The sequence below is a fragment of the Salegentibacter maritimus genome, from assembly GCF_016236915.1.
Classification (GTDB): domain Bacteria; phylum Bacteroidota; class Bacteroidia; order Flavobacteriales; family Flavobacteriaceae; genus Salegentibacter; species Salegentibacter maritimus.
The window spans coordinates 203,806-226,244 of record NZ_JAEHOK010000002.1; the positions used below are offsets into that span (position 1 = coordinate 203,806).

General features: G+C 37.1%; 33 protein-coding genes. 29 read left to right on the forward strand and 4 right to left on the reverse strand.

The features are described 5' to 3' along the window. Positions 1-4: 4 nt before the first annotated feature. The 28 genes from rpsC (at position 5) to ctlX (ending at position 17,512) form a co-directional block, all read left to right on the forward strand. Positions 5-724, forward strand: coding sequence for a 30S ribosomal protein S3 (gene rpsC, locus I6U49_RS02465; protein WP_193710318.1), 720 nt, complete (start codon positions 5-7; stop codon positions 722-724). A 19-nt stretch (positions 725-743) separates the two neighbouring features. Then, positions 744-1,163 carry a 50S ribosomal protein L16 gene (gene rplP, locus I6U49_RS02470; RefSeq protein WP_057482229.1) on the forward strand — a complete coding sequence of 140 codons (420 nt, stop codon included), beginning with the start codon at positions 744-746 and terminating at the stop codon, positions 1,161-1,163. Between the two features lie 12 nt (positions 1,164-1,175). Next, positions 1,176-1,367: a 50S ribosomal protein L29 gene (gene rpmC / locus I6U49_RS02475; RefSeq protein ID WP_037319233.1), complete on the forward strand. Its 192-nt coding sequence runs from the start codon at positions 1,176-1,178 to the stop codon at positions 1,365-1,367. Between the two features lie 18 nt (positions 1,368-1,385). Further along, positions 1,386-1,643, forward strand: coding sequence for a 30S ribosomal protein S17 (rpsQ, locus tag I6U49_RS02480; protein ID WP_198627454.1), 258 nt, complete (start codon positions 1,386-1,388; stop codon positions 1,641-1,643). Beyond that, positions 1,643-2,011, forward strand: coding sequence for a 50S ribosomal protein L14 (gene rplN, locus I6U49_RS02485; RefSeq protein ID WP_037319239.1), 369 nt, complete (start codon positions 1,643-1,645; stop codon positions 2,009-2,011). The genes rpsQ and rplN overlap by 1 nt, the downstream gene beginning before the upstream one ends. Positions 2,012-2,023: 12 nt before the next feature. Continuing rightward, positions 2,024-2,335: a 50S ribosomal protein L24 gene (gene rplX, locus I6U49_RS02490; RefSeq protein ID WP_193710320.1), complete on the forward strand. Its 312-nt coding sequence runs from the start codon at positions 2,024-2,026 to the stop codon at positions 2,333-2,335. Positions 2,336-2,337: 2 nt separating this feature from the next. Further along, positions 2,338-2,889: a 50S ribosomal protein L5 gene (gene rplE, locus I6U49_RS02495; protein WP_193710321.1), complete on the forward strand. Its 552-nt coding sequence runs from the start codon at positions 2,338-2,340 to the stop codon at positions 2,887-2,889. 2 nt (positions 2,890-2,891) lie between these two features. Next, a complete protein-coding gene (rpsN, locus tag I6U49_RS02500; RefSeq protein ID WP_057482226.1) occupies positions 2,892-3,161 on the forward strand; it encodes a 30S ribosomal protein S14 in 270 nt (89 codons plus the stop codon). Between the two features lie 65 nt (positions 3,162-3,226). After that, positions 3,227-3,625, forward strand: a complete 399-nt coding sequence (rpsH, locus tag I6U49_RS02505; protein ID WP_193710322.1) for a 30S ribosomal protein S8 — start codon at positions 3,227-3,229, stop codon at positions 3,623-3,625. A gap of 19 nt (positions 3,626-3,644) precedes the next feature. Further along, positions 3,645-4,187 (forward strand): 50S ribosomal protein L6, encoded by a 543-nt coding sequence (gene rplF, locus I6U49_RS02510; RefSeq protein ID WP_198627455.1) that lies wholly within the window; start codon positions 3,645-3,647, stop codon positions 4,185-4,187. Between the two features lie 12 nt (positions 4,188-4,199). Then, positions 4,200-4,553 (forward strand): 50S ribosomal protein L18, encoded by a 354-nt coding sequence (rplR, locus tag I6U49_RS02515; RefSeq protein WP_193710324.1) that lies wholly within the window; start codon positions 4,200-4,202, stop codon positions 4,551-4,553. A 6-nt stretch (positions 4,554-4,559) separates the two neighbouring features. Further along, entirely contained in the window at positions 4,560-5,084 is a 525-nt protein-coding gene (gene rpsE / locus I6U49_RS02520; protein ID WP_193710325.1) for a 30S ribosomal protein S5, read from the forward strand. A 13-nt stretch (positions 5,085-5,097) separates the two neighbouring features. Next, complete coding sequence (gene rpmD / locus I6U49_RS02525; protein ID WP_193710326.1) at positions 5,098-5,280, forward strand: 50S ribosomal protein L30; 183 nt, start codon at positions 5,098-5,100, stop codon at positions 5,278-5,280. Between the two features lie 9 nt (positions 5,281-5,289). Beyond that, positions 5,290-5,742: a 50S ribosomal protein L15 gene (gene rplO / locus I6U49_RS02530; protein WP_193710327.1), complete on the forward strand. Its 453-nt coding sequence runs from the start codon at positions 5,290-5,292 to the stop codon at positions 5,740-5,742. Positions 5,743-5,753: 11 nt separating this feature from the next. Further along, a complete protein-coding gene (secY, locus tag I6U49_RS02535) occupies positions 5,754-7,091 on the forward strand; it encodes a preprotein translocase subunit SecY (protein WP_193710328.1) in 1,338 nt (445 codons plus the stop codon). Between the two features lie 2 nt (positions 7,092-7,093). Further along, complete coding sequence (gene infA, locus I6U49_RS02540) at positions 7,094-7,309, forward strand: translation initiation factor IF-1 (RefSeq protein ID WP_013073244.1); 216 nt, start codon at positions 7,094-7,096, stop codon at positions 7,307-7,309. A gap of 119 nt (positions 7,310-7,428) precedes the next feature. Then, a complete protein-coding gene (gene ykgO, locus I6U49_RS02545) occupies positions 7,429-7,545 on the forward strand; it encodes a type B 50S ribosomal protein L36 (protein ID WP_013305171.1) in 117 nt (38 codons plus the stop codon). Positions 7,546-7,547: 2 nt separating this feature from the next. Then, positions 7,548-7,922 (forward strand): 30S ribosomal protein S13, encoded by a 375-nt coding sequence (gene rpsM / locus I6U49_RS02550; protein WP_193710329.1) that lies wholly within the window; start codon positions 7,548-7,550, stop codon positions 7,920-7,922. Positions 7,923-7,930: 8 nt separating this feature from the next. Then, a complete protein-coding gene (gene rpsK, locus I6U49_RS02555; protein ID WP_193710330.1) occupies positions 7,931-8,317 on the forward strand; it encodes a 30S ribosomal protein S11 in 387 nt (128 codons plus the stop codon). 88 nt (positions 8,318-8,405) lie between these two features. Then, positions 8,406-9,011: a 30S ribosomal protein S4 gene (gene rpsD, locus I6U49_RS02560; RefSeq protein ID WP_193710331.1), complete on the forward strand. Its 606-nt coding sequence runs from the start codon at positions 8,406-8,408 to the stop codon at positions 9,009-9,011. A 20-nt stretch (positions 9,012-9,031) separates the two neighbouring features. Beyond that, complete coding sequence (locus I6U49_RS02565; protein WP_075324936.1) at positions 9,032-10,024, forward strand: DNA-directed RNA polymerase subunit alpha; 993 nt, start codon at positions 9,032-9,034, stop codon at positions 10,022-10,024. A gap of 69 nt (positions 10,025-10,093) precedes the next feature. Next, a complete protein-coding gene (rplQ, locus tag I6U49_RS02570) occupies positions 10,094-10,597 on the forward strand; it encodes a 50S ribosomal protein L17 (RefSeq protein ID WP_193710332.1) in 504 nt (167 codons plus the stop codon). A 134-nt stretch (positions 10,598-10,731) separates the two neighbouring features. Continuing rightward, complete coding sequence (carA, locus tag I6U49_RS02575; RefSeq protein ID WP_198627456.1) at positions 10,732-11,844, forward strand: glutamine-hydrolyzing carbamoyl-phosphate synthase small subunit; 1,113 nt, start codon at positions 10,732-10,734, stop codon at positions 11,842-11,844. Between the two features lie 111 nt (positions 11,845-11,955). After that, on the forward strand, positions 11,956-12,495 hold the full coding sequence (locus tag I6U49_RS02580) for a hypothetical protein (RefSeq protein ID WP_198627457.1): 540 nt from the start codon (positions 11,956-11,958) through the stop codon (positions 12,493-12,495). Positions 12,496-12,822: 327 nt separating this feature from the next. Continuing rightward, positions 12,823-14,109: a phosphopyruvate hydratase gene (eno, locus tag I6U49_RS02585; protein ID WP_193710336.1), complete on the forward strand. Its 1,287-nt coding sequence runs from the start codon at positions 12,823-12,825 to the stop codon at positions 14,107-14,109. Between the two features lie 200 nt (positions 14,110-14,309). After that, a complete protein-coding gene (locus I6U49_RS02590) occupies positions 14,310-15,590 on the forward strand; it encodes a citrate synthase (protein ID WP_193710337.1) in 1,281 nt (426 codons plus the stop codon). Between the two features lie 82 nt (positions 15,591-15,672). Beyond that, positions 15,673-16,584, forward strand: a complete 912-nt coding sequence (locus I6U49_RS02595) for a dimethylarginine dimethylaminohydrolase family protein (protein ID WP_198627458.1) — start codon at positions 15,673-15,675, stop codon at positions 16,582-16,584. Positions 16,585-16,588: 4 nt separating this feature from the next. Then, complete coding sequence (gene ctlX / locus I6U49_RS02600) at positions 16,589-17,512, forward strand: citrulline utilization hydrolase CtlX (protein ID WP_198627459.1); 924 nt, start codon at positions 16,589-16,591, stop codon at positions 17,510-17,512. Positions 17,513-17,816: 304 nt separating this feature from the next. Here the strand turns inward: ctlX and I6U49_RS02605 are convergent, their stop codons facing one another. Both I6U49_RS02605 and I6U49_RS02610 read right to left on the reverse strand, forming a co-directional pair. Then, a complete protein-coding gene (locus tag I6U49_RS02605) occupies positions 17,817-19,307 on the reverse strand; it encodes a BCCT family transporter (RefSeq protein WP_232804613.1) in 1,491 nt (496 codons plus the stop codon). Positions 19,308-19,363: 56 nt separating this feature from the next. Then, complete coding sequence (locus I6U49_RS02610) at positions 19,364-20,809, reverse strand: SDR family oxidoreductase (RefSeq protein ID WP_198627460.1); 1,446 nt, start codon at positions 20,807-20,809, stop codon at positions 19,364-19,366. Between the two features lie 69 nt (positions 20,810-20,878). Between I6U49_RS02610 and I6U49_RS02615 the strand changes: the two genes are divergently transcribed. Beyond that, a complete protein-coding gene (locus I6U49_RS02615) occupies positions 20,879-21,082 on the forward strand; it encodes a hypothetical protein (RefSeq protein WP_193710341.1) in 204 nt (67 codons plus the stop codon). Positions 21,083-21,084: 2 nt separating this feature from the next. On the opposite strand, the gene I6U49_RS02620 is transcribed toward I6U49_RS02615, so the two are convergent. Together I6U49_RS02620 and I6U49_RS02625 are read right to left on the reverse strand one after the other, a co-directional pair. Then, on the reverse strand, positions 21,085-21,717 hold the full coding sequence (locus I6U49_RS02620) for a MarC family NAAT transporter (RefSeq protein ID WP_193710342.1): 633 nt from the start codon (positions 21,715-21,717) through the stop codon (positions 21,085-21,087). A 107-nt stretch (positions 21,718-21,824) separates the two neighbouring features. Next, entirely contained in the window at positions 21,825-22,250 is a 426-nt protein-coding gene (locus I6U49_RS02625) for a hypothetical protein (RefSeq protein WP_193710343.1), read from the reverse strand. Between the last annotated feature and the right edge of the window lie 189 nt (positions 22,251-22,439).

Genomic DNA, 22,439 nt, shown 5'->3' on the forward strand with positions numbered 1-22,439 from the left:
GAGTATGGGACAAAAAACAAATCCAATCGGAAATCGCCTTGGTATCGTAAGAGGATGGGAGTCCAACTGGTACGGAGGAAATGACTACGGCGACAAATTAGCCGAAGACGATAAGATTAGAAAGTATATCCATGCTCGTCTTTCAAAAGCGAGTGTATCTAGGGTGATTATTGAGCGTACGCTTAAGCTTGTAACCGTTACTATCACCACTGCCAGACCAGGTATTATTATTGGGAAAGGCGGTCAGGAGGTAGACAAGCTTAAAGAGGAGCTTAAGAAGATTACCGACAAGGAGGTTCAAATTAACATCTTTGAGATTAAGAGGCCAGAACTTGATGCACATTTAGTTGCGGCAAGTGTTGCTAGACAAATTGAGAATCGTATCTCTTATCGTCGCGCAATTAAAATGGCTATCGCGGCTGCTATGAGGATGAATGCTGAAGGAATTAAAATACAAATTTCCGGACGTTTAAATGGTGCTGAAATGGCACGTTCAGAGGCATACAAAGATGGTAGAATACCTTTGTCTACTTTTAGGGCTGATATTGATTATGCTTTAGTTGAAGCTCATACTACCTATGGTAGATTGGGTGTTAAAGTATGGATCATGAAAGGCGAAGTGTACGGTAAAAGAGAACTTTCTCCGCTTGTTGGTATGTCTAAGAAGCAAGGAGGAAAAGCTGGAGCCGGACGAGGTGGTAACAAATCACGTCGTAGAAAGTAATTTTTTAAAGTAAAGAAAAATGTTACAACCTAAAAGAACAAAATACCGTAAACAGCAGAAAGGCCGTATGAAAGGTAATGCCGGAAGAGGGCATAGACTCTCTAACGGAACTTTTGGAATTAAATCTATGGATTCTAGTTTCATTACTGCCCGTCAAATAGAAGCTGCACGTATTGCTGCTACCCGTTACATGAAAAGGGAAGGGTCTATCTGGATTAAAATTTTCCCGGATAAGCCTATTACTAAAAAGCCTCTTGAGGTTCGTATGGGTAAAGGTAAAGGTGCTGTTGAATATTGGGCTGCTGTTGTAAAGCCAGGAAGAATTATGTTTGAAATTGGTGGAGTGCCAATGGATGTTGCAAAAGAAGCTTTAAGGCTGGCAGCACAGAAACTTCCGGTAAGAACCAAATTTATTGTAGCTAGAGATTATCAAGCTTAATATTATAAAGTTATGAAACAATCAGAAGTAAAAGAACTGTCTGTGGCAGAATTACAAGAAGAGCTTGGGAAATCTAGAAAAGCATATTCAGATTTGAAAATGGCTCACGCAGTTTCGCCATTAGAGAACCCAATACAGCTTAGAGCTGTAAGAAGAACTATAGCGAGACTTGCTACAGAGTTAACTAAAAGAGAACAACAATAAGTGTTATTCTGCTGAAAGATGGAAAAAAGAAATTTAAGAAAAGAGCGTATAGGTGTTGTTACCAGTAATAAAATGCAGAAATCAATCGTGGTTTCTGAAATTAAGAAAGTAAAGCACCCTATGTATGGAAAGTTCGTTTTGAAAACGAAAAAATATGTAGCGCACGACGAAACAAACGACTGCAACGAAGGAGATACAGTAAGGATCATGGAGACAAGGCCTTTAAGTAAATCTAAATGTTGGAGATTAGTAGAAATAATTGAAAGAGCTAAGTAATGGTACAACAAGAGTCTAGACTAAGAGTAGCAGACAATACCGGGGCAAAAGAAGTTTTGACCATTCGTGTATTGGGCGGTACAAAGAAAAGATACGCTTCTGTTGGGGACAAAATCGTTGTCAGCGTAAAAGAAGCTACACCTAACGGGAATATCAAAAAAGGTGCAGTTTCAACAGCAGTAGTTGTTCGTACCAAGAAGGAAGTACGTAGGCAGGACGGATCATATATTCGTTTTGATGATAATGCCTGTGTACTGTTAAACCCTACCGGTGAAATGCGCGGAACCCGTGTTTTTGGCCCGGTAGCGAGAGAACTTCGTGATAAGCAATTCATGAAAATTGTATCATTGGCACCAGAAGTGCTTTAATACATTAATAAGATGAGAAAGCTTAAGATAAAAACTGGAGATACTGTAAGAGTTGTTGCCGGAGACCATAAAGGTCAGGAAGGTAAGGTTCAAAAAGTTCTCATAGAAAAGAATAAAGCCATCGTTGAAGGTGTAAATACTATTTCAAAACACGAGAAACCAAGTGCGGCTAACCCACAAGGTGGTATCGTAAAGAAAGAGGCACCTATTCATATTTCCAATCTTTCTTTGCTAGACAAAGATGGTAATACTACCCGCGTTGGATATAGAGAAGAGGATGGTAAGAAAGTAAGATTTTCCAAAAAATCTAATGAAGTAATTTAGTTATGGCATACGTACCAAGACTTAAAAAAGAATATGCAGAGCGAGTAAAGCCTGCATTAAAAGAAGAATTTAGCTACGCTAACGTAATGGAGATTCCAGGACTAAAAAAAATAGTTTTGAGCCGAGGCGTTGGTGCAGCTGTAGCAGACAAAAAGCTTATTGATCATGCTGTAGACGAATTGACTACAATTACAGGTCAAAAAGCGGTGCAAACCATTTCTAAAAAGGATGTTGCTTCATTTAAACTTCGTAAAGGAATGCCAATTGGGGCAAAAGTAACTTTACGAGGATATAGAATGTACGAATTCCTAGATCGTTTAATTACATCTGCACTTCCACGTGTACGTGATTTTAACGGGATTAAAGCTAATGGTTTTGATGGTAGAGGGAATTACAACCTTGGTATTACTGAACAAATCATCTTTCCGGAGATTGATATTGATAAAGTAAACCGAATTAGCGGTATGGATATTACCTTTGTGACCAGTGCTAAAACTGATAAGGAAGCTAAATCATTGTTAACCGAACTGGGATTACCTTTTAAAAAGAATTAATTATGGCTAAAGAATCAATGAAAGCCCGTGAGGTGAAGAGGCAAAAAATGGTAAAAAAGTATGCTGAAAAGCGTGAGGCTTTGAAAGAGGCTGGCGACTGGGAAGCATTGCAGAAATTGCCAAAAAACTCTTCTCCTGTACGTTTGCATAACCGTTGTAAACTAACTGGTAGGCCAAAGGGATATATGAGACAGTTTGGTCTTTCTCGTGTAATGTTTAGAGAAATGGCTAATAAAGGTTTAATTCCTGGAGTTAGAAAAGCTAGTTGGTAAATTATAAATTGGGTGCAGGTTCTTCCGGTATACGGTAAGAAAACCGCATCCGCAAACTATTATAAATGAATACAGATCCTATTGCAGATTATTTGACGAGAATTAGGAACGCTGTGGCTGCAAACCACAGAGTGGTAGAAATACCAGCTTCTAATCTTAAAAAAGAAATAACAAAAATATTATTCGATCAGGGATATATTCTAAGTTACAAGTTTGATGATGCTACTTCTCAAGGGACAATAAAAATTGCCCTTAAGTATGATAAAATCACAAAAGAGCCTGTAATTAAAGATATTCAGAGAATAAGTAAACCCGGTTTGCGTAAGTATGCCGGCGCTAATGAATTGCCACGTATCCTTAATGGTCTTGGTATAGCTATAGTATCTACTTCTCATGGTGTAATGACCGGGAAGCAGGCTAAAGCAGAGAAAGTTGGTGGTGAAGTATTGTGTTACGTTTACTAATACTTAAAAGACTAAAGAAATGTCAAGAATAGGTAAAAGTCCAATTACAATTCCTGAAGGTGTGAATGTAGACCTAAATGGGGATGTTGTAACGGTAAAAGGAAAATTAGGAGAACTTAAGCAGGAAGTTAGCGACATTGATGTGAAAATTGAAGATGGCGTAATTACTTTTGAGCGTTCTTCGGAGAAAAGTGATCAGAAAGCAAAACACGGTCTATATCGTGCGTTGATAAACAATATGATAGAAGGGGTTTCTAACGGATACACTAAATCATTGGAGCTGGTAGGAGTAGGTTATAGAGCAACTAACCAGGGACAAAAATTAGATTTGGCAGTTGGTTTTTCCCATAATATTGTGATAGATTTGGCACCAGAGGTAAAAGTAGAAACAATTTCAGAAAAGGGTAAAAACCCTATAGTGAAGTTAACTTCTCACGATAAACAACTGGTAGGTCAGGTAGCTGCTAAAATACGTTCCTTCAGAGCTCCAGAGCCTTATAAAGGAAAAGGTATTAAGTATGTTGGAGAACAATTACGTAGAAAAGCAGGTAAATCAGCTTAATAAAGTTTAGATATGGCAGTTTCAAAACAAGATAGACGAAATAAAATTAGAAAGCGTGTTCGTAAGGCAATTACGGGTACCGCTAGCCGTCCAAGATTATCTGTATTTAGAAGTAATAAAGAAATTTATGCTCAAATTATAGATGATGTAGAAGGAAAAACCCTGGCAGCAGCTTCTTCAAGAGATAAAGGCGTGTCAGTTGAAGGTAATAAATCCGAGCAAGCTAAACTTGTAGGTAAAGCCCTTGCTGAAAAAGCTTTGAAAGCCGGTGTGGAAACAATTTCTTTTGACAGAGGTGGTTACCTGTATCACGGAAGAGTTAAATCATTAGCAGAAGGTGCTCGCGAAGGAGGACTTAAATTCTAGAAAGTTATGTATCAAAATTATAAAAACGTAGAACATGTAAAACCAGGTGGCCTTGAATTAAAAGACCGTTTGGTGGGAGTACAACGTGTTACTAAGGTAACCAAAGGTGGTAGAGCTTTTGGATTTTCTGCTATAGTTGTAGTAGGAGATGAAAATGGCGTAGTTGGTCATGGTTTAGGAAGATCTAAGGAAGTAGCTGATGCTATTGCCAAAGGTGTTGAGGATGCTAAGAAGAATTTAGTGCGTATTCCTTTAAACAAGACTACTATACCACACGAGCAAAACGGTAAGTATAGTGGTGCGCGTGTTATTCTTTTGCCAGCTGCAGAAGGTACTGGAGTTATAGCCGGTGGTCCTATTCGTGCGGTATTAGAATCTGTAGGGGTTCAGGATGTACTTTCTAAAAGTCAGGGATCATCTAACCCGCATAACATGGTAAAAGCAACTTTTGATGCCTTACTGCAATTGCGTAGTGCAGAGACTATCGCTAAGCAACGTGGTATTTCATTAGAAAAGGTTTTTAAAGGATAAATCAAGGAGAAAGATGGGAAAGATAAAAGTAACGAAAGTAAAAAGTGCTATTAATCGTACTAAAAACCAGAAACTGGTATTAGAAGCCCTTGGTCTTAAGAAAATGGGTCAAACGGTAGAGCACAACGATACGCCAAACATCCTTGGTATGGTAAATAAAGTTAAACATTTAGTTTCTGTAGAGGAAACAAAATAATAAATTCACATGGAATTAAATAACTTAAAGCCTGCAAAAGGTTCAGTTAAGAGTAACAACAAGCGTGTTGGCCGTGGAGAAGGATCTGGTAAAGGTGGTACTGCCACCCGTGGTCACAAAGGGGCTAAATCTCGTTCTGGTTACTCCAAAAAGATTGGTTTTGAAGGAGGGCAAATGCCACTTCAACGTCGTGTTCCAAAATTTGGTTTCACTAACAGAAATCGTGTGGCTTATCAGGGTGTAAACCTGGATACTTTACAACGTTTGGTTGATGAAGGTAAAATTAAAGATACTGTAGATGTTGATATCTTGATCGCTAACGGTCTTGTAGGTAAAAACGAACCAGTTAAGATATTAGGTAGAGGTGAATTAAAGGCAAAGTTGAAAATATCTGTTCATAAATTTACGGCCTCAGCAAAGGAAGCTATTGAAGCTGCTGGAGGTGAAGTTGTTACTTTATAATAGATAGCCAAATGAAATTCATCAATACTATTAAAAATATTTGGAAGATCGAGGAGCTAAAAAATCGAATTTTAGTTACCCTCGGTCTATTGTTGGTTTACCGTTTTGGGGCACAAGTTGTGCTTCCCGGAATCGATGCTTCGCAATTATCCAATCTCGCAACACAAACAGATGGTGGTCTTTTAGGGCTCTTAAATGCATTTACAGGGGGAGCATTTTCTAATGCTTCTGTATTTGCCTTAGGAATTATGCCTTATATCTCGGCTTCTATTGTAGTGCAGCTTATGGGTATTGCGATTCCATATTTGCAAAAATTGCAAAAGGAAGGTGAAAGCGGTAGACGTAAGATCAATCAAATCACCCGTTGGTTAACTATTGCAATTACTTTAGTGCAGGGGCCAGGTTATATTTATAACCTTTTTGCTACTCTCCCACAGCAAGCCTTCTTGTTGGGTGATACTGTTACTTTTGTAGCTTCTGCCGTAGTTATTCTTACTACAGGGACTATTTTTGCAATGTGGTTGGGTGAAAAGATAACCGATAAAGGTATTGGTAATGGTATTTCGCTATTGATTATGGTTGGTATTATTGCGACCTTGCCGCAAGCGTTTATCCAGGAATTCGCTTCAAGGGTATTCGAATCTAATGGTGGTCTTATTATGATTCTTATTGAATTGGTAATTTGGTTTGCTATTATTTTAGCTTCGGTAATGTTGGTAATGGCCGTGCGCCAAATTCCAGTGCAGTATGCCAGAAGAACCGCCTCTGGAGGTTATGAAAAAAATGTATTCGGATCTAGGCAGTATATACCACTTAAGCTGAACGCTTCTGGGGTGATGCCAATTATATTTGCACAGGCTATTATGTTTATCCCGGCTGCCGTAGCAGGATTATCAGATTCTGATGCTGCACAAGGTGTTACCGCCGCCTTTAGCGATATATTTGGTTTTTGGTATAACGTAGTATTTGCATTGTTAATCATTGTGTTTACTTATTTTTATACCGCTATTACTGTACCTACCAATAAAATGGCTGATGATCTAAAACGTAGTGGTGGTTTTATTCCTGGAATTCGCCCAGGAACAGAAACTGCTGAGTTTTTAGATAGAATTATGTCTCAAATTACCTTGCCAGGATCTATTTTTCTTGCGCTTATTGCTGTGTTCCCAGCAATCGTGGTGCAACTCTTAGGTGTGCAACAAGGATGGGCATTGTTTTTTGGAGGAACCTCGCTTTTAATTATGGTTGGAGTTGCAATAGATACTATGCAACAAGTAAATTCTTACTTGCTGAATAGACATTACGACGGATTAATGAAAACAGGTAAAAACAGAAAAGCAGTAGCTTAATTATGGCAAAACAACCGGCAATAGAGCAAGACGGAACAATTATAGAAGCATTATCTAATGCAATGTTTCGCGTAGAATTGGAAAATGGTCACGTTGTGACAGCTCATATCTCTGGAAAAATGCGTATGCATTACATTAAATTGTTGCCTGGAGATAAGGTGAAACTGGAAATGAGCCCTTACGATTTAAGTAAGGCTCGTATAACATACAGATACTAAAAGTAATTTGAGCTATTTGTAAAATTTTCAGTACTTTTGCAACCTGAAAAATTTATGAATGCTGAAATCCTGGCTTAAAATTATTTTTTAAGACCAGCGAATTGTAAAAAACTAAAGAGATGAAAGTTAGAGCATCAGTAAAGAAAAGAAGTGCCGACTGCAAAATTGTTCGCAGAAAAGGGCGCCTTTACGTAATTAACAAAAAGAATCCTAGATTTAAACAAAGACAAGGCTAATTATGGCAAGAATTGCAGGGGTAGATATACCTAAACAAAAGCGAGGAGTTATAGCATTAACCTATATCTTCGGAATTGGCAAAAGCAGGGCACAAAAAATCCTTAGCCAGGCCAAAGTAGATGAAAGCAAAAAAGTTTCAGATTGGGACGATGATGAAATTGGTCGTATTCGTGAAGCTGTTGGAGAATTTACAATCGAAGGAGAATTACGTACAGAAGTACAGTTGAGTATTAAACGTCTAATGGATATTGGATGTTATAGAGGTATTCGTCACAGAAGTGGTTTACCGCTTAGAGGGCAAAGAACCAAAAACAACTCAAGAACCAGAAAAGGTAGAAGAAAAACAGTTGCTAACAAGAAGAAAGCAACTAAATAGTAATTAATATGGCAAAGAAGACAGTTCAAAAAAAGCGTAAAGTAATCGTTGAGGCCGTTGGGCAAGCTCACGTTACGGCTTCTTTCAATAACATTATTGTTTCCCTTACTAATAAAAAGGGAGATGTTATTGCCTGGTCATCAGCAGGAAAAATGGGCTTTAGAGGTTCTAAAAAGAATACTCCATATGCAGCCCAGTTAGCTGCAGAAGACGCGTCTAAAGTAGCTCACGAAGCTGGTTTGCGCAAAGTTAAAGTTTACGTAAAGGGACCGGGTAATGGTAGAGAATCTGCTATCCGTTCGCTTCATAACAATGGAATTGAAGTAACAGAAATTGTTGATGTTACTCCATTACCACACAACGGATGTCGTCCTCCTAAAAGACGTAGAGTTTAATAATAAGTATAAACAATAGGAAAGGAGTTAAGATTATCGAAGGACAGAGACCTTAATTCATAATCCCTTTCTTCTAAAATTTAAGTTAATGGCAAGATATACTGGTCCAAAGACTAAAATAGCCCGTAAATTTGGTGAAGCTATTTTTGGAGACGATAAGTCTTTTGAAAAAAGAAATTACCCACCGGGACAACACGGTAATAACCGTCGTCGCGGAAAAAAATCTGAATATGCTATCCAGTTAATGGAAAAGCAAAAAGCAAAGTATACCTATGGTATTCTAGAGCGTCAGTTTAGGAATATGTTTAAGAGAGCTACAAGAGCTCAGGGTATTACAGGTGAAGTTTTACTTCAACTTTGTGAATCACGACTTGATAACGTTGTGTATAGAATGGGTATTGCCCCTACTAGAAGCGCAGCAAGACAATTTGTATCTCATAGACACATAACTGTAAATGGAAGTTTGGTAAATATACCATCTTACCAATTGAAGCCAGGAGATGTTGTAGGTGTTCGTGAAAAATCAAAATCATTGCAAGCCATCCAGGATTCATTGGCAAATTCTAGTGCCGTTTATGAATGGATTACCTGGAATAATGAAACTAAAGAAGGAACTTTTGTTTCGGTACCCGGACGTATTCAGATCCCGGAAAACATAAATGAACAATTCATCGTCGAATTATATTCGAAATAATAATTCACAGAAGTCGTAATATGGCAATACTAAATTTTCAGAAGCCCGATAAAGTTATAATGATTGATTCAACCGATTTCGAAGGGAAATTTGAATTTCGCCCTTTAGAGCCCGGCTATGGATTAACCGTTGGTAACGCTTTAAGAAGAGTGCTTTTATCTTCCTTAGAAGGTTATGCAATTACTTCCATTCGTATAGAAGGCGTAGATCACGAATTCTCCGCTATTCCCGGAGTTGTGGAAGACGTAACAGAAATTATCCTGAACCTTAAACAAGTGAGGTTCAAAAGGCAAATTGATGAAATAGATAACGAAGCCGTTACCATTTCTGTATCTGGAGAAGAACAAATTACTGCCGGTCATTTTCAAAAATTCATTTCAGGCTTTCAAGTCCTAAATCCAGATCAGGTGATCTGTACTGCAGATAAGAAAGTAAACCTGAATATGGAAATGACCATTGAAAAAGGTAGAGGTTATGTTCCGGCCGAAGAAAACAAAAAAGCCAACGCACCTCTTGGAACTATATTTACAGATTCTATTTATACACCAATAAAGAATGTAAAATATAGTATTGAAAACTATCGTGTAGAGCAAAAAACCGATTATGAAAAATTGGTTTTTGAAATCGTAAGCGACGGTTCTATTCATCCAAAAGATGCACTTACAGAAGCTGCAAAAACACTTATCCACCACTTTATGTTATTCTCTGATGAGCGTATTACGCTAGAGGCAGACGAGATAGCACAAACTGAAACTTATGATGAAGAATCTCTTCACATGAGACAGTTGCTAAAAACCAAGTTGGTTGATATGGATCTTTCAGTAAGAGCTTTAAATTGCTTAAAAGCGGCTGAAGTTGATACCCTGGGAGACCTTGTTTCTTACAATAAAAACGACTTGATGAAGTTTAGAAACTTCGGAAAGAAATCTTTGACAGAGCTTGAAGAGTTGGTAAGTAATAAAGGACTTAACTTCGGTATGGACCTTTCAAAATACAAATTAGATAAGGACTAATATATAAGTAGTTTTCCATAAAAGCCGGCAAAAGATCGAGCTTTGGGAAAATGAATTAAGAACAAAACAATGAGACACGGAAAGAAAATTAACCATTTAGGTAGAAAGACCGCTCACAGAAAGTCTATGCTAGCCAATATGGCCTGCTCACTTATTGAGCACAAGAGAATCAATACTACCGTAGCAAAAGCAAAAGCTTTGAAAGTTTTTGTAGAGCCGTTGGTAACTAAGTCTAAAGAAGATACTACTCACAACCGTAGGTTGGTATTTAGTAAACTTCGTCAAAAGGAAGCTGTAGCCGAATTGTTTCGTGAGGTAGCTCCTAAAGTTGGTGACCGCCCGGGTGGATACACAAGGGTAATTAAATTGGGTAACCGACTTGGAGATAATGCCGATATGGCCCTTATCGAGTTAGTTGATTACAACGAAACTTATAACCTTGACAAGCCAGAGAAGAAAAAATCTACACGTAGAGCCGGTAGAAAGAAATCTTCAGAAGCTACTGCTCCAAAAGCAGAAGGAAAGACAGAAGAGAAATCTTCAGAAAATAAAGAGGATAAAAAAGAGGAATAGAAATGAATCTTTTAACAATCTAGTTTTTAAAAAGGATAAACTCTCGGGGTTTATCCTTTTTTTATATAATCTAACGAAATTATTACTTCCGCCGGGGCGGAAAATTACACACAGCAAACACATCTAGGATTACTATGAAATATCAAACTCGAAAAAAAGCCATTATCTTACTTGAAGACGGTACCATTTTTCACGGCAAGGCTGTAGGAAACAAAGACGGCAAGGCCGTGGGTGAAGTTTGTTTTAATACCGGTATGACCGGGTATCAGGAGATTTTTACAGATCCTTCTTATTACGGTCAACTTATGGTTACCACAAATGCACATATTGGTAATTACGGTACGCTGGCCGAAGAAAGTGAAGCCGATAAAACGAAAATAGCCGGCCTTATTTGTAAAAATTTTAGTTATACACATTCGCGTCCTGCTGCCGATAAATCGCTTCAGGATTTTTTGGACGATAGTAATTTATTTGCCATTTCTGATGTAGATACAAGAGCGCTTGTAACTTATATTAGAGAGAATGGTGCAATGAACGCTATTATTTCTACCGATGTAGATAATATAGAAGGTTTAAAGAAAGAACTTGCTGAAGTACCGGATATGAATGGATTGGAATTGGCTTCTAAAGTTTCTACTAAAGAACCTTATTATTTTGGTAATGAAAATGCCACCTATAAGATAGCAGCACTTGATGTTGGAATTAAAAAGAACATTCTTCGCAACTTTGAAAAACGCGATGTGTATGTAAAAGTTTTTCCATACAACGCAACTTATGAAGAAATGAGTGCCTGGAACCCCGATGGTTATTTTCTGTCTAATGGTCCCGGAGATCCGCAACCACTGGAAAGCGCGATTAATCTTACTAAAACTATTTTAGAAAAAGATCATCCATTATTTGGTATTTGTTTGGGCCACCAGATTATTGCCATAGCGAATGGAATAAAAACTTATAAAATGCATCACGGTCACCGGGGTATAAATCACCCTGTTAAAAATCTTAAGACCGGAAAAGGTGAAATTACCTCTCAAAACCACGGTTTCTCTGTAGATAGAGCCGATACAGAGGCTAACAGTGAAGTGGAAATTACTCATATTTGCTTAAATGATGATACAGTTGGTGGAATAGCAATGAAAAATAAAAATTGTTTTTCGGTTCAATACCATCCAGAAGCAAGTCCGGGTCCGCACGATGCTAGCTATTTGTTTGATGAGTTTATGGATAGAATAAAAGGAGCAAAAGCTTAGGTTTTTTTAAGATAATTGATTTTAAAGCCCGAAATTTAAACATTTCGGGCTTTTGTTTTGGTAAAAATAAATATATGTTATATTCGACCTCATTTTTATCAGAAATCATCAATGAAAAAATTACTATTACTTAGCTTTTGCTTATTCTCTCTTTTATCTATCAATGCACAAGATCAAGCTTCGGTTGAAGATGGTCTTTTATCAGTAAATATTTTAACACCGGGCGTTGAATATGAATACGGACTTACAAGTTTTACAACCTTAGATCTAAGGTTGGGTTCTGCGTTCGCTTATTGGAAGAATACTTATTTTGGTGAAAATTTTGGTATTTACCCAATACTTGGTATTCAATATCGCTATTATTACAATCTAGAAAAACGTTTGGATAAAGGAAAAAAATTAAAGAATAATAGTGCTAATTATATCGCTTTAAGTGGGGCTGTGCAATCTGGAAAACCTATTATTGGTAACTTAGAATATAATGAAGCTTATTTTGGAACCGTAGGTCCGGTTTGGGGTTTGCAGCGTTATTATAATAGTGGTTTTAAATTAGATCTAAATTTAGGAGGAGGCTATAGCTTTAATGAATCTGGGGAATCCTATTTTTCGCTATTAATTGGAATTAGACTTGGGTGGCTTCTTTCAAATTAATTCCCGCCGGCATTTTATTAGCGTGTGTTTTGAAATTCAGGCTTAAAAAGAATTTTTTTATTGAAATTTTGAAACGTAGAATCATGTAGATTTTAAATTTCAAGATTTTTAGTAGTATCATTTAGAAGCTTGAATATAAGAAGGTCCTAATTTATAAATAAGTAAAAAATAAATGCATTTCCTGAGATTCTTTTAGATACTTTCTTTTAGAAAACCATTTCGTGTTTTCATAATGTTATAAATGCTTTAAAACTACCTGTTTCACTCGCTATTTTAGCCTTCAATTTGTATCTTGCATTCAAATCAATTAACTAATTAAAGAAGACTATGAGTGTAATAATAAATATTCACGCCCGTCAGATTTTCGATTCAAGAGGAAATCCAACTGTAGAAGTAGATGTTTTAACTGAAAATGGAATTTTAGGAAGAGCAGCGGTACCTTCTGGGGCCTCTACGGGTGAACACGAAGCAGTAGAACTTCGTGATGGTGGCGATAATTATATGGGGAAAGGCGTTACTAAGGCAGTTGAGAATGTAAATGATGTAATTGCTGAAGAATTATTGGGTTACTCTGTATTTGAACAAAACCTTATAGATAAAGCAATGATAGAAATAGATGGTACTCCAAATAAAGCAAAACTTGGAGCAAACGCTATTTTGGGGGTTTCTCTTGCTGTGGCCAAAGCTGCTGCCAATGAACTTGGCTTGCCATTGTACCGCTATATTGGTGGCGTAAGTGCTAATACACTTCCTGTTCCAATGATGAATATTATTAATGGTGGGTCTCATAGTGATGCTCCAATTGCATTTCAGGAATTTATGATTATGCCGGTGAAAGCTGAAAGCTTTTCGCACGCATTAAAAATGGGAACTGAAATTTTCCATCATCTTAAAAAAGTATTGCATGACCGTGGTTTAAGCACTGCCGTTGGAGATGAAGGTGGTTTTGCACCAACTTTAGATGGTACCGAAGATGCTTTAGACACTATTCTTAAGGCTATTGAAAATGCCGGTTACAAGGGTGGAGACGAAGTTATGATTGCATTAGATTGTGCTGCCGCTGAATTCTATGAAAATGGAAAATACGATTATAAGAAGTTTGAAGGTGAAGGTGGAAAAATAAGATCTAGCGAGGAGCAGGCAGAATATCTAGCCGAGCTTTCTGCTAAATATCCTATTATTTCTATTGAAGATGGAATGGATGAAAACGACTGGGATGGTTGGAAAGCCCTAACCGATAAAATTGGTGATAAGGTTCAATTGGTTGGTGACGATCTTTTTGTAACTAATGTTGAAAGACTTTCTAGAGGAATTGAAGAAGGTATCGCTAACTCTATTCTTATTAAAGTAAATCAAATTGGTACGCTTACAGAAACTATTGCAGCCGTAAATATGGCGCATAACGCTGGCTTTACTTCTGTAATGTCGCACCGTTCTGGTGAAACCGAAGATAATACCATTGCCGATCTTGCTGTTGCACTTAATACAGGCCAAATTAAAACCGGTTCAGCTTCAAGAAGTGACCGTATGGCAAAATACAATCAGTTAATTAGAATTGAGGAAGAATTGGGCGAAGTTGCCTATTTCCCAAAGCGAAAAGCTTTTAAAATCTAATTATCAATTTGCGATAAATATAAGATCCCTTTTGAAGAAAATTCAAAAGGGATTTTTTTTGAAGTTAATTCAGCAATAAATCCCGTTTATTCACGTGTTTCAATTAAAATCTTATGTACGCTTAACGCTAAATTAACAGTATATTTCTTAAATTAGCAACTCTCGAAAATTAGTTGAATTAAAGTATATAAAATTAAGATATGTCAAAAGCGACGATTGAAATAAATGGGAAAAAATATGAATTCCCAATTGTAGAAGGAACCGAAAATGAACAGGGAATAGATATAAAAAAATTGCGTGCAGAAGCAGGTGTTATTACCCTGGATCGTGGGTATAAAAACACTGGTAGCTGCGAAAGTGCCATTACATTTTTAAATGGAGAAGAAGGTGTGCTTCGTTACAGGGGGTATCCTATTGAAGCTCTTGCAGAAAAAGCTGATTTCCTGGAAGTAGCTTATTTACTTATTTTCGGGGAGTTGCCAACTAAGACGCAGTTAGATAAATTTTATGCCGATATTAAGGAAGAGTCTGCAGTAGATGAGGAGATGAAGAAAATTCTTGACGGTTTTCCTAAATCGGCGCACCCAATGGGCGTACTTTCTTCTTTAACAAGTGCACTTATTGCCTTTAACCCATCTTCTGTGAATGTAGAGTCTGAAGAGGATATGTACAAGGCAATAGTGAAAATTTTGGGTAAATTTCCGGTTCTTGCAGCCTGGACACTTAGAAAGAAAAATAGCCTTCCGTTAAATTATGGTGACGATACTTTAGGTTATGTAGAAAATCTACATAAAATGATGTTCGAAAAACCGGGGAAAAGTTACAGCGTAGACAAAGCAGTTATAGATGCATTAGATAAATTATTAATTCTACATGCAGACCATGAACAAAATTGCTCTACTTCTACAGTAAGAATGGTGGGTTCTTCGCACGCCGGACTTTTTGCTTCAATTTCAGCAGGAATTTCTGCACTTTGGGGACCACTTCACGGTGGGGCTAACCAGGCAGTTATAGAAATGCTGGAAAGAATTAAAGAGGATGGTGGCGATACTAAGAAATTTATGGCAAAAGCTAAAGATAAAGAAGATCCTTTCCGTCTAATGGGCTTTGGTCACCGTGTTTATAAAAACTTCGATCCTAGAGCTAAGATTATTAAAAAATCGGCCGATGAAGTACTTGGGCAACTTGGTGTAGATGATCCTGTTTTGGATATTGCCAAAGGGCTTGAAAAAGAAGCATTGGAAGATCAATATTTTGTGGATAGAAAACTTTATCCAAACGTAGATTTCTATTCAGGAATTATTTATAGGGCACTAGGTATTCCGGTAGAAATGTTTACTGTAATGTTTGCACTTGGTAGACTTCCTGGATGGATCGCACAATGGAGGGAAATGAGGTTAATGAAAGAACCGATTGGTAGACCGCGCCAAATTTATACCGGAGCAAATTTACGCGAATTTAAGGCAGTAGAAGAAAGGTAGAAAATATCTTTTTTTATTAATAAATCTTGAAAAAGCTTCATCATCGTATGAAGCTTTTTCTATATTTGATAAAAATTTACTTGTGAAATTGAATATCAATAATGAGACTTCACGGCTTAGAGCTGTGGTTTTGGGTACAGCTGAAAGCAATGGTCCCGAACCTTCTTTAGAAGAAGCTTACGATCCAAAATCAGCCGAATTCATCAGGATGGGATCCTATCCCAGGGAGGAGGATATGATAGAGGAAATGGAGGCCGTCGCTAAAATTCTGGAGAAATATAAAGTACAGGTATTTAGGCCCAAAGTAATAAAAGATTATAATCAAATTTTTACTCGGGATATTGCTTTTGTGATCGAGGATAAGTTTATAAAGTCTAATATTCTACCAGATAGGGAGCAGGAAATTGAAGCCATTAGTCACGTTATTCAGCAAATAGATCCTTCTAAAGTACTGCAGTTACCCGAAGAAGCTCATATAGAAGGTGGTGATGTGATGCCTTTGGGAGATTATATTCTTGTAGGTACCTATCGTGGTACAGATTATAAAGATTATATCACTGCACGTACCAATGTGCAAGCGGTAGAAGCTTTACAGGAGTTATTTCCTAATAAAAAAGTGGTTTCCTTTAACTTGAGGAAATCAAATACAGAGCCCAGGGATAATGCTTTGCATTTAGATTGTTGCTTTCAACCTGTAGGTAAGGGAAAAGCAATTATTCATAGAAATGGTTTCTTGGAAGAAGAGGAATATAACTGGTTGGTAAATCTCTTTGGGAAAGAAAACGTTTTTGAGATTACCCGGGAGGAGATGTATTATATGAATTCCAATATTTTTTCTATAGATGAAGATATTGTGATTTCAGAAAAAAACTTTACAAGATTAAATACTTGGTTAAGAGAGCAGGGTATTACAGTTGAAGAAGTGCCTTACGCTGAAATTTCTAAACAGGAAGGACTTTTGCGTTGTTCCACTTTACCTTTAATTAGAGAATAGCATAATGAGACAGATTACAGATACAATTTTAATGGTGCGCCCGGTGGCGTTTAGAATGAACGAGCAAACTGCGGTAAATAATTATTTTCAAAAAGACTTAACAGCCGATAATGTAAACGAACGCGCCCAAAAAGAGTTTGATGAATTTGTTATAAAACTTAAAAATGTAGGGGTAAATGTGATTGTGGTAAACGATAAGGTGGAAGACGATACGCCAGATTCTATTTTCCCAAACAACTGGGTTTCTTTTCATGAAAATGGAGATATAGGGCTATATCCTATGTTTGCAGAAAACCGCAGAAAAGAACGCCGATTGGAATATTTTGCCAAACTTGAAGAGGAAGGTTTTAAAATAAAAAATATAGTAGATTATACCGAAGCCGAAGAGCACGATGTCTTTTTGGAAGGAACCGGAAGCTTATTGCTGGATAGGAAGAATCGTAAAGCTTACTGTGCATTATCGGCGCGTGCAGACGAAGATTTACTGATAGAATTTTGTGAAGATTTTGAGTTTACACCGGTTATTTTTAATGCCAATCAAAGTGTAGATGGAAAAAGAAAAGCAATCTATCACACAAATGTTATGATGTGCCTGGCCGAAAACTTTGCCGTAATCTGCCTTGATAGCATAGACGATAAGAAGGAGCGAAAAAATGTACTGAAGCATTTAAATGAGGATGGGAAAGAAGTTATCGCAATTTCTGAAGCACAAATGCACGAGTTTGCCGGCAATATGCTCCAGGTACAGGGTACAGATGATAAATTTCTGGTAATGAGTGCGAGGGCACACAAGAGCTTAAATCAGGAGCAAATAGAGAAAATAGAAAAGCATTGCAAGATTTTAAGCAGTGATCTTCATGTGATAGAAACTTGCGGTGGAGGCAGTGCCCGCTGTATGATGGCCGAGGTTTTTTTACCAAAATCTTAGTCTCACATATTTTTTAGATAAAATAATTAAAGATTTCGTTAAGCTGAACCTGCCTGTTCGTTCAGGCGGGTAGGTTCAGGTTGATGATTCTGAAGTTTCTTTCCTTTTTTTCTTGAATCTGATGATTGACAAAAGGAGCGAGGGGAGTTCAGAAATGGCCGTGTGTCGAAGAGGTTTTGAAGATACGGTTCGTCAAGCTGAATTCATTTTCAGCTTCTAACATAATCAAAATGTTCACATCTTATATCTCCGAATAAATTTCGGAGCAGGCTCTGAAATAATTTCAGGATGACGATAGGGGAAATTAGTGCTTCCTGAATAACTCCCTTAAAAATAAAATCATAATCCCGGCCGTAAAAAATGCAAAGGGAAGCGAGCTAATAATTAAAAACTTTTGCATTGCGGTTAGTACATTGCTATTGGGTTTAATATTTCCAAGAATAATAATCGCTTGCGAAAAAATAAGGATTAAAATAGCCCAAATTAACCTGAATTTTTTTCTGGGATGCTCCCTGCCTTTATCGCTAAACATGCTTAAAACATAAATAGCCGAATCTACCGAAGTAACCAGGAAACTAATTAGTAATAGTATACTGAGCATATTTGTGAAGTTGGAAAGTGGGAAGGCTTCAAAAAAGCGAAATAAGGAGGTGAAAACATTATCAAACTCCCCTCTATAGGTGTCCATACTTCCTATTAAATCGAATGAAGTCGAACCAAAAACGCTAAACCAAAAAAAACTTCCCAGCGATGGGATAAGCAAAACCCCCAAAATCATCTCACGAATACTTCTTCCTTTTGAAATTCTGGCGATAAAAATCCCGGTAAAAGGAGCCCAGGCCAACCAAAAAGCCCAGTAGTAATACGTCCATTCGGTTAGAAATTCTTTCCCTGGATTATAGTTGCCCAGGGCTAAACTAAGCGGTATAAAATCTATAATATACTTGGATAGAGATTCAAAAAAGCGGTTAAAAACAGTAAGGATATCTGCCTGTAATAAGACAAAAAGCATAAGTATGGTTGTGATGTAAATATTCCAGTTGGAGATACGTTTTATACCCTTTTTAATTCCGGCAAATGCCGAAATAAATGCTGCCAAACAAACTATAAAAACTAATAAAATGATAAGCCAAAGCGTACCTGAAGGGCTGGAGCTTAGGTGGCTAATACCTCCTTCAATCTGGGTAGTGCCTAAGCCAATTGCAGCTACCAGTCCAAAAACAGTAGTTAGAATAGTGAGTAGGTTTATGCTTTCTGGTAGGTATTTTATCTTTTTGAACTGCGGTAAACTACTGCCTAATAATATATTCGATTTTTTAACAAATAGGGAATAGGCAATTAGAAGTGCGAAAATACCATAGAAGGCCCAGGCAGTAAAACCCCATTGATAATAGGTGTATTCCAGAGCGATAACTTCGGCACTAGAATCTGTGCTTATGGGGCTGTTTAGAAACATAAAAACCGGTTCCTGTACCGCTCGCAATAAAATCCCTGAACCCATCCCGGCACTGTATAGCATGGCAATCCAGGAAAGCCTGTTGAATTCCGGTTTTGAACTTCCCAGTTTTATATTTCCAAATTTCGAAAAGGCAATATAAATTAGGAACATAACACATAATAATCCAAGCCAAAGGTAAAAACCTCCAAAGATTTCACGAACCCAAATAGCACCAGCTTCTATAAGTTCGTAGAAAAATTCGGTAAAGGAGAAAATGTAGAGTGCTGTAAAAAATAAGATTCCTGCTGCGATATAAAGCAAAGGGTTTTTTAAAAATGACCGGGAAATTTGCTTCAAAATTTGCTGCTGTTCAGTTTATAATGATTTTTTCAGATGTAAAGCATTGAGAGAGATTAAGCTATTTGCTTTTTAGATTCACCTTTGGCAATTTTGTTTAGCATTCCTTCAAAAATAAAGTAATGAAATGGATACATGGCATACCAATACAAGCGACCCCAAATACCTTTTGGCCTAAATGTAGCGGTTTGGTGTAGTACATTTTCTTTGTCTATGCAAAACTCCAGCCAGGCTTCGCCGGGAACTTTCATTTCAGCAAAAAGCAAAAGCCTTCTTTCTTCTTTATCGGCTAAAAGTACACGCCAGAAATCTAAAGAATCTCCGGAGGCTATCTTATTTGGATGGGTTCTTCCGCGGCGCAAGCCTACTCCTCCAAAGAGTTTATCTATATAACCACGAAATTTCCATAGCCAGTTGCCATAATACCAGCCTGTTAGTCCGCCAATAGCCCAAATGCGTTCCAGCACTTCTTCGGGATTTTCGACCCTGACCGATTGTTTGTCTAAGAGGCAACCATATTTTGGAACCTGTATATATTTGTTCAATTCTTTATTAAAGCGGCCGCTGCTTAACGAATCCTTCCAACTGGAAATAACCTGATTTTGCTCAATTTTATAAAAAGCAAGTTTTATGGCTTCTGTATAGGAAATGGTTTCAATCTTTAAAATATCCTGTAAGCGAGTGTCGTTGGTAATTACCTCTACACTCATACTGTCTACAAGATTTTGAGCCAGTTTATACGAGGTTGAAGTTACAAAATATAACCAGTAAGAAGAAAGTTTTGGAGACATAACAGGTACGCCTATAATCCAAAGCTTTAAATTTCTAACTTCGGCATATTTTAGCATCATTTCTTTGTAGGTGAGTACATCGGGGCCGCCAACATCAAAAGATTGGTTATAGCATTCTTCTTTGCCAATTACTCCGGTGAGAAATTTAATAATATCGCGAATAGAAATAGGCTGGCATTTGGTCTCAACCCATTTTGGGGTGATCATTACCGGTAATTTCTCACAGAGGTCTCTTATAATTTCAAAAGAAGAACTTCCTGAACCTACAATAATTGCAGCCCTTAAAACAGTGAGTTTAAAACTACCGCTATATAAAATTTCTTCTACTTTTTTTCTTGATTCTAAATGTTTGGAAAGTTTCTCGGTGTTGATAATACCACTTAAGTAAATAACCTGGTTTACTGAAGTGCCTTCCATTATTTTATTGAAATTTTGGGCTGCTGTTGCTTCCTGGCTATCAAAATCTTTGGTAGATCCGCTCATAGAGTGAATCAGGTAGTAAGCTACATCAATATTCCTGATTTTTTCCGGAGCTTTTTTATCTTTTAAAAAATCGAGTTCTACAATTTCAACTTTTTCCAGAAGCTCCTGGTTGGAAGTAAAGCGATTTTTGTTACGAACAGCACAAACTACTTCGTGGCCCTGTTCCAAAAGTTCAGGGAGCAAGCGCATTCCAATATAACCATTAGCACCTGTAAGAAGAATTCTCATAGAAAAATTTTAAGCTTAAAATACCAATTAAATTAGTACTTTTCGGGGAGATTAGTAAAACTTTATAAAATGAATAACGTACTTAAAATAGTGCTCCTTATAATTGGGGTTGGAATGATTGGGTATGGAGTATATAGACTAATAACACCCGAATTTGCTATTGATGCTGGCCCATTGCAGGTTGAAGCTCACGGCGACAATACCCAGTCTTATGCCATGATTGGTTTCGGGATTTTAGCACTCATTGGCGGACTTGCTTTCGGGAAGCGATAATACTATTTAAAAGCATCGCTCAACACCAATATTACCGAGGAGCTTATGTATTCAATCCCAATGGCAATCACAATAAAGCCAATGATTCGGGAAATAGCATTAATGCCTGAAGCGCCTAGCATTTTTACAATATAGTGAGAACTTCGTAATACAAGAAAGGTTGCTAAGCAAACGCCAAGAATGGCTAGTACAGCAATAAGTTTTTGAGAAATTACGGTGTAATCTTCATACATGCCAATTAGTAGAGAAATGGATCCTGGTCCTGCCAACATGGGTATTGCCAGAGGGGTAAGCGAAACATTATTTCTTTGAAAAGCATCGTTTTTTACTCTTTCTTTTTCCATTCCTTTATGTTTGGAAAAAGAGCCGGTGAGCAAAGCGAATCCCGAGGTTACGATAATAAGTCCCCCGGCAATTCTTAAAGACTCAATACTAATCCCAAAAAAATGTAAGATATATCTGCCAATAAAAAACGAAATCAAAAGAATCACAAAAACATTAATAGCAGTAAGTAGCGAAGTTTTTGATTGTTCTTTTGCAGAATATTCTCGGGTGAGCCCTACAAAAATTGGCACGGTTCCCAGTGGGTTCATCACAGAGAAGAGTGCGGCAAAAGCATAAATAAATAATTCCATTAATTTTTTTGGCAAAATTGCAATAGCAATAGCTTTTAAAAATTATGAAGAGTTTACGCTTAGATTATAAAAATGAGAGTTGCCGAGAACCGCTTGTAAATTTATAGTTAAAGATCCTCAATTTGCGTAGGGGCGTTATCTGATTTGTAGTCTAAAATCTTTTTAAAATACTTGTGTATAGCGGGTGTGTTTGCTTTTACCTTAATCTTAGAATGATCTTTATAAATAGAGTATTCTTCGGCTTTTCCTTTGTAAAGATGTAGCTTATAATAAGGAATTACAAGGGCGTAGGTCTCTAAAAGAGATCTAAACATTACTATAATCCCTTTTGGTCGCATTTCAACATTACAGGTATTGGCATTATTATCTAAAACCAATAGGTTATGAATATCAATGCTGGTATCGGTAATATGCAGTTTTGGTGAGCCTGTGCCGTTTAACTTCATACGATCAAGCAGCGTAAACGGCCTGCCAACTTCATTATCGATTTTTTCTTTGGTTTTGCTTCGGTTATAAGAGATATTTAATAACATAGCTTTTTGTTTAAAGATAAGTAAATTACTTCGGGACATGATCAGGAAGCATTAAGAAAAAATAGTTTACAATTTTAAGACAAGTCCCGGTGTCCCGATAACTATAGGGATTAATCTCGATTATCGAGTAAATTATAGGCAAAAGCCTATTTTCTGTTATCTTTGCAGCGCTTAAAACAATAAATAAAA